Here is a 6,728-nt window from a genome sequence, read left to right as displayed (position 1 = left end):
TGGTACGGAGCACCGCGCCCGGGGGCGGGCCGCGCCGGCTGACGGCGTCGGCGATCAGTTCCCAGCGGGGCACGCGGGGCCGGGTACGTTCCGGTGTCCGTGCCTTGCGGACCGGAGCGGGGGCCCGGCACACCGCGACGACCAGGCGCAACGCCCGGAAGGCCAGGGCCGCCACGCACCACAGCAGCTGGAAGAAGGCGGCCTCGCCGCGGCGCAGCCAGAGTGCGCACAGCAGGGCGGCGAGGAGGTGCGCGGCGGTCATGCCGGGGGTCATGGCGTGCATGTCCTGCATGCCGCCCGTGCCCTGCACACCGGTCATGCCGCCCATGTGGGCCGTCATGTGGGCAGTGTTGCCCGTATGCACTGTATGTGCCGCTTCGGTCTCCTGTGCCGCGGCGAACGCGAGGTGCAGGACCGTCTGTACGGTCAGCACTCCGCCGGCGATGGCCGGCAGTCCGCGCTGCCGCCCGGCGGCGAGCCAGGCCGCGGCGCCGACGGCGGCGAGGGCCGCGGCCAGTACGCCCGGCGGGACGGCGGCGCCGGACATGGCCGCGTGCCCGGCCGCCGCCAGCACCACGCACACGGCCGCGAAGAGCGCGGCGCGCACGGCGCGGAACGGCGGGCGGGCATCGAGGGTCACGGACCGCAATCCTGTCACCCGGAGATACGGCGCCTCAGGCGGGTACGGCCTGCTCCCGCCGGCGCCGTCCCAGTACCACCGCCTCGGCCGCCGCCGCCAGCTCCCGCCGGTCCCGCCCGTCCGGTGCCAGCGGCGGATGCACCGTGACCCGGACCGTGAGGGCGCTCGCCGTGAGGACGCGGCGGAGCGAGGACGCCAGGTCCTCCTCGCCGACGAAGGCGGGCACCGTGGAGGGCCTGCCGTGCTGGAGGTACCGGACGGTGACCGGGCGGACCGGCGCGCCCGCGTCGATCGCCGCCTGGAACGTCGCCCGGCGGAAGCCGCCCTCGGTCGCCGAACACCACGTCGTGGCCTGCGGGTAGACCACCACCGAGCGGCCGGAGCGGAGCTCCGCGGCGAGGTCGGCGACGGCCCGCGGGAGGCCGCGCGGGCTGCTGCGGTCGATGAAGCGGGTGCCGGCGCGCCGGGCGAGCGGGCCCATGACGGGCCAGCTTCCGACCTCCTGCTTGGCGAGCATGGTGACCGGTTCGACGGCGAGCAGCGCCAGGATGTCCAGCCAGGAGATGTGGTTGACCACGACGAGCGTGCCGGGGCCGCCGGTCCGCTCGCCCGCCGCGCGCAGCAGCGGGCCGTCGTGGACCAGGCCGACGCCCAGCGCGCCGAGGGCGGCGCGGGCGTGCCGTCGCAGCCGCCCCGGTTCGGCGAGCCGGTCACGGTCGGCGGCCGCCCGCAGCAGTACGTGGGTGAAGGATGCGGCGCGGCGCGCCGTCGCGGCGAGCGGCGCCCGGGGCACGGCGTGGTCGATGCAGCCGGACGTGCAGGTGGAGAGCACGTCCCAGATGCCCGTCCGCGCGGCGCCGGGTGCCGCGGCCCGGGCGCTCACCGCTGGTCGCCCAGGAAGAACCGCCGGTACCGCTCGCCGAGCCGGTCCATGTCCAGGACGACGAAGAAGTCGGCCACGTCGAACTCCGGGTCATGCGCGGGCGCCCCACAGATCCAGGCGCCGACCCGGAGGTAGCCGCGGAGCAGGGGCGGCAGCTGGGCCCGGCCGCCGGCGCCGGGGGCCGCGGCCGCGGCCGTGTCCGGCAGCCAGGGCCGGTGCGGTCGGACGCGCAGCTCTTCGGGCGCGGCGTGCTTGGTGCGGCCGAGCTCCCACGCCGCCCGCGCGCACTGCCCGCCGTCGGCGAGCGGTACGGACGCGCAGCCGGCGAGGTAGCGGTGGCCGGAGAGCAGGGTGTAGCGGGCGAGCGCGGCCCACATCTGGTTGATGACCGCGCCGGTGCGGTGGGCGGGGTGGACGCAGGAGCGGCCGGCCTCGATGAGCGAGGGACGCAGCGCGTGCAGTCCGGACAGGTCGAATTCGCCGTCCGAATAGAGCCGTTCGCTGCGGCCGGGCGGCAGCAGCCGGTAGGTCCCGACGACCTCGCCGGTCGCGGTCTCGGTGACGATCAGGTGGTCCACGAGGTCGTCGTAATCGTCGATGTCGTGGCCGGGCAGCGGGGAGTGCAGCGTGGCGCCCATCTCCTCGCCGAAGACCCGGTGGCGCAGCCGCTGCGCGGCGCGGATCTGCGCGGTCGAGTCGGCGATGGAGGTGGTGTACGCGGCGGGGGCGTCGGGAGTGGGCGCGTCCGGCGTGGGCCGGCCGTGCGGAAAGGCGGTCGTCGTAGGAGAAGGCGTGGACATGACAGCTCCGTCCGGGTGAGCGGGAACCGCACCGGCCGTCGCGGGGACGGCACCGGCCGGCGGGCACGGCGGTCGTGACACAGTCGCGGCGAGAGGCCCGGGGAGACCCCGGCCGCCCAGCCGACTTTTCCCCCGCCCGGCGCCCCGTCGCGTGAAGCCCAGAAGGAGCGCGGGTAAGAAACCGCCGAACACTGGCCCCCGAAGGGCCCGGGTCGCACTCGGCACAACAGCCACGACGACGGTCGAAAACGCGCCGTAACCCCTCTCACTCCACCGGCCTACGGCCGCGACATTCGGCGCGTTCTGGTCGTATCAACATCCTTGGAGATGGGCTGACTGCCCGTTAGCGTGACCCCTCGCACGTAACCGTTGATACTGCCGAGCAGTGGGGGCATGCGTGAGCCACGTCACTAGACGCAACGTGTTGGGTACCGCGGGCGCCCTGGGTGTCACGGTCGCGGTCGGCGGGCATACCCCCGCCATGGCCGCCTCCGCCGTACCGGAGCCGGCACGCCTCGCGGGCCCGACGAGCCGCACACCCACCGCTGCTCCCTTCGACACCGCACCGGCGCGCGCCGCGCTCAAGCGTCTCCTCCCCCACCACGCCGACCAGTTCCACCTCGTCTCGGTGAAGCGGCCCGCGGGCACCGCCGAGCGGTTCCTCGTCGCCGGTGCACCCGGCCGCATCGAGGTCACGGGCACCAGCCCGGCCGCGATCCTGACCGGCGTCAACTGGTATCTGAAGTACACCTGCCGGGCGCACATCTCCTGGGCCGGTGAGCAGCTGGACCTCCCCGCGAAGCTCCCCGCGCCCAAGCGCCCGCTGAAACGCTCCACCGCTCTCGCCCACCGCTTCGCGCTCAACGACACGCACGACGGGTACACCGCGCCGTACGCCGACTGGGCGCACTGGGAGCGCACGATCGACGTCCTGGCGCTGCACGGCGTGAACGAGGTCCTGGTCACGACGGGCTCGGAGGCCGTGTACCACCGCGTGCTGCAGGACTTCGGGTACTCCGACGCCGAGGCGCGGGCCTGGTTGCCGGCGCCGACGCACCAGCCGTGGTGGCTGCTGCAGAACATGAGCGGCTACGGCGGCCCGGTCAGCAAGGAGCTGCTCGCCAAGCGGACCGAGCTGGGCAAGCGGATCGCCGACCGGCTGCGGTCGCTGGGGATGCACCCGGTGCTGCCGGGTTACTTCGGCACCGTCCCGGACGGCTTCGTGCGGCGCAATCCCGGCGCCCGGGTCGTCCCGCAGGGCAACTGGGCGGGCCTGAAGCGCCCCGACTGGCTGGACCCGCGGACCAAGGTCTTCGAGAAGGTGGCAGCGTCCTTCTACCGGCACCAGAAGGCACTCTTCGGGACCGTCAAGCACTTCAAGATGGACCTGCTGCACGAGGGCGGCAACCCCGGTGACGTGCCGGTGCCGGCCGCGGCGAAGGCCGTGGAGAAGGCGATGCTGGCGGCCCACAAGGACGCCACGTGGGTGATTCTCGGCTGGCAGGAGAACCCGCGGCGGGACCTGCTGGACGCCGTCGACCACAAGCACATGCTGATCGTGGACGGCCTCTCGGACCTGGAGACGGTCAAGGACCGGGAGAAGGACTGGGGCGACGTGCCGTACGCGTTCGGCACGATCCCGAACTTCGGCGGCCGGACGACCATAGGGGCCAAGACCCACATGTGGGCCGAACGGTTCACGAAATGGCGGGACAAGAAGGGCAGCAAGCTGGTCGGCACGGCGTACATGGCCGAGGCCACCGAGCGGGACCCGGCCGCGTTCGAGCTCTTCAGCGAGCTGGCGTGGCGGGAGGAGGCGGTGGACCGCGCGGCGTGGTTCGACGGATACGCGGACGCGCGGTACGGCGGCCGGGACGCCAAGGCACGGGCGGCCTTCGCGGCGCTCCGGGAGAGCACGTACGAGATCAGCAGCAAGGACGGGCGGCCGCACGACTCGATCTTCGCCGCGCGCCCCTCGCTGACCGCCCGCTCCGGCACGTACTACGCCACGCACACGCCCGCGTTCTCCTCCGCCCGGCTCGACACCGCGTTCGCGGCCCTGCTGGCGGTCCGGCCCGCGCTGCGCGACAGCGACGCGTACCGGCTGGACCTGACCGACCTGGCCCGGCAGGCGCTGGCGAACCGCTCCTGGCAGCTGATCCCGCAGCTCCAGGAGGCGTACCAGCGCAAGGACCTGGCCGCCTTCCGCAACCTCGCCAGGCTCTGGCTCCAGCTGATGCGGCTCAGCGAGGACATGACCGGCGCGCACCGGCACTTCCTCCTCGGACCGTGGCTGGACGCCGCCAAGCGGATGGCGACCGGCGACCGGGAGGCGGCGCAGCTGGAGCGCACCGCGCGGGTGCTGATCACCACGTGGGCGGACCGGCCCACCGCGGACGGCGGGCGGCTCGCCAACTACGCCAACCGCGACTGGCACGGCCTGATCGGCGACTTCCATCTCCCGCAGTGGCAGATGTACTTGGACGAACTGGAGGACGCGCTCGCCGCGAACCGGAAGCCGAGGTCCTTCGACTGGTACGCCATAGAGGAACCGTGGACGCGGGAGCGCAAGAACTACCCGCTGCGGCCCACCACCGACGCCCACCGCACGGCGCAGAAGGTGCACGACGTGCTCGCCAGGGCGCCGTACCAGGGGCGGGTCGTCGTCACCGCCGAGCCGGCCGCCATGGAGCCGGGCGGCGCGACCACCGTCACCGCGACGCTGCACAACGTCAGCGGGCTGCGGGACACCGGCCGGGTGGACTTCGCGCTGAGCGGGGTGGACGCCGAGGACCGCGGCCCCGTCTCGCTGCCGTCAATACCGGCCGGCGGCAAGGGAGACGTCGACTGGCGGGTCGCGGCCCCCGCCGAGCCACTGACGTCGCCGCTGAAGCCGATGCCGTACGAACTGACGGTCAGTTACGGGCCGCAGGGCGAGACGGCGGTCTCGACGGTGCGCACGGGCTCGCTCTTCGTGGCCGGGCCGCTGGACGAGGGCTTGCGCACGGTCACCACGAACGAGGCGGTTTTCGGTCAGCTCGACGGGCGGTTCGCCATCGACGGGGCGGGCGCCGACCTGTGGAAGGCCACCGCCGAGTTCGGCGCCGTCTACCGTCCGGGCGCGCTCCGCGCAGGCGGTTCGGTGACGGTGAAGGTGACCGAGCAGACGGTCACCGGCCCCTGGGCACGCGCCGGGATCGCCGTCCGCAACAGCCTGGCGGAGAAGGACTCGGCGGGGTTCGTGAACCTCTCCGTCACGCCGGAGAACGGTGTCGCGCTGTCCTACGACACCAACGGCGACGGCACGCTGGACCGGTACGAGCGGGTCACGGGCGTCAAAGCACCGGTCACGCTGCGGCTTTCCCGGGAAGCGGGCGGCGCGTTCAAGGGCGAGTACTCCACGGACGACGGTGACACCTGGCGCACCGTCGCCACCGCCACCGTGCCCGGCGCCGCCGCCGCGCAGGACGCGGGGCTGCACATGTCGGCGGCCAACGGCGGCTCGGGCGCCCGCGGCCGGGTGGAGTTCGACGGCTGGCGCACGGACTGACGCAACAACGGCAGTACGGCGGCGACCCCGGACGGTGAAAGCACTGTCCGGGGTCGTTCGTTCGCTCCCCGTAGCAGGTCCGCGCGGCGTACGCTGACCTCCGTACCGACCGGGCTATCGCGAGGAGAGCACCGCATGAGCGCCGCAGCCGAGAAGGAGTGGCTCTACGCCCTCGACATCTCCGACGCCGTCTGGCAGCGCGCCCCCGGCGACGCCGAGGAGGCCGTGGAGATCGCGTTCCTGGAGCGCGGCGCGGTGGCGATGCGCAATTCCACCGACCCCGACGTGGTGCTGCGGTACACCGAGGGCGAGTGGAGGGCGTTCGTACTGGGCGCCCGGGACGGCGAGTTCGACCTCGACCGGCAGCACTGAGCGCACGCCCGGTGGTCAAAGTGACCATCCCATGAATCACTCGTTCTACGGAACGTGGAACAGCAGCAGGCAATAACTCCGCCACCGGACCGCACTTCCCCGCTCGGCGTCATCGACGTCGAGCAGGCGGAAGTCGCGCTCGTGGAGCACTACCCCCGGCTGGTGCGGCTGGCCTATCTGGTGCTGCCGCCCCGGCTCGGCCGGAACCGCCGCGTGATCACCGCGCACGCCGTCACCCAGCGGGCGCTGCCCCGGGGTCGCACCCCCGTCGCCGAGAGCGCGCCGCCCGCGCCGCCGGACCCCGCGTACGCCTTCGTACGGCAGCGGGTGCTGCGCGCGGCGCTCGCCGCGGGCCGTCCGGCGCTGCGCCTCGGCCCCTGGCGGGTGCCGCTGCCGCAGCTCCCGCCGCCGCTCCCCCAGGTCTGGGGCCTGCGGCTCTTCCCGCGCTCCGGCGGCGCCGACGAACTGGCCCTGGACCAGACC

The 6,728-nt window shown here is 73.8% G+C and carries 5 protein-coding genes and 1 pseudogene; 3 read left to right on the top strand and 3 right to left on the bottom strand.

The annotated features are described in order from the left end of the window. The 3 genes from CCS38_RS15210 to CCS38_RS15200 all read right to left on the bottom strand — a co-directional run. Positions 1–640 (bottom strand): hypothetical protein (locus tag CCS38_RS15210; RefSeq protein WP_223733801.1); only part of this gene is annotated, 640 nt, incomplete at its 3' end. A 34-nt stretch (positions 641–674) separates the two neighbouring features. Next, a complete protein-coding gene (locus CCS38_RS15205) occupies positions 675–1,523 on the bottom strand; it encodes a lysophospholipid acyltransferase family protein (RefSeq protein ID WP_223733800.1) in 849 nt (282 codons plus the stop codon). Beyond that, a complete protein-coding gene (locus tag CCS38_RS15200) occupies positions 1,520–2,323 on the bottom strand; it encodes a GNAT family N-acetyltransferase (RefSeq protein WP_223733799.1) in 804 nt (267 codons plus the stop codon). Before CCS38_RS15200 ends, CCS38_RS15205 begins: the two co-directional genes overlap by 4 nt. Positions 2,324–2,720: 397 nt before the next feature. Between CCS38_RS15200 and CCS38_RS15195 the strand changes: the two genes are divergently transcribed. The 3 genes and pseudogenes from CCS38_RS15195 to CCS38_RS15185 all read left to right on the top strand — a co-directional run. Further along, the gene (locus CCS38_RS15195; protein WP_223733798.1) at positions 2,721–5,873 is read left to right on the top strand and encodes an alpha-N-acetylglucosaminidase; all 3,153 of its coding nucleotides are present in this window, start codon (positions 2,721–2,723) and stop codon (positions 5,871–5,873) included. Positions 5,874–6,008: 135 nt separating this feature from the next. Next, positions 6,009–6,245, top strand: a complete 237-nt coding sequence (locus CCS38_RS15190; protein ID WP_030617767.1) for a DUF397 domain-containing protein — start codon at positions 6,009–6,011, stop codon at positions 6,243–6,245. Between the two features lie 54 nt (positions 6,246–6,299). Next, positions 6,300–6,728 (top strand): annotated as a pseudogene (locus CCS38_RS15185) (hypothetical protein); the annotation flags it as partial.

This window comes from Streptomyces purpurogeneiscleroticus (assembly GCF_020024005.1).
Classification (GTDB): Bacteria; Actinomycetota; Actinomycetes; order Streptomycetales; family Streptomycetaceae; genus Streptomyces; species Streptomyces purpurogeneiscleroticus.
This window is presented reverse-complemented; position numbering and strand designations above follow the sequence as displayed.

What these genes read in the sequence shown, in the direction of transcription:
- CCS38_RS15190 (WP_030617767.1), top strand. Translation starts at nt 6,009, where the DNA reads ATGAGCGCCGCAGCCGAGAAGGAGTGGCTCTACGCCCTCGACATCTCC.
- CCS38_RS15200 (WP_223733799.1), bottom strand. Translation starts at nt 2,323, where the DNA reads ATGTCCACGCCTTCTCCTACGACGACCGCCTTTCCGCACGGCCGGCCC.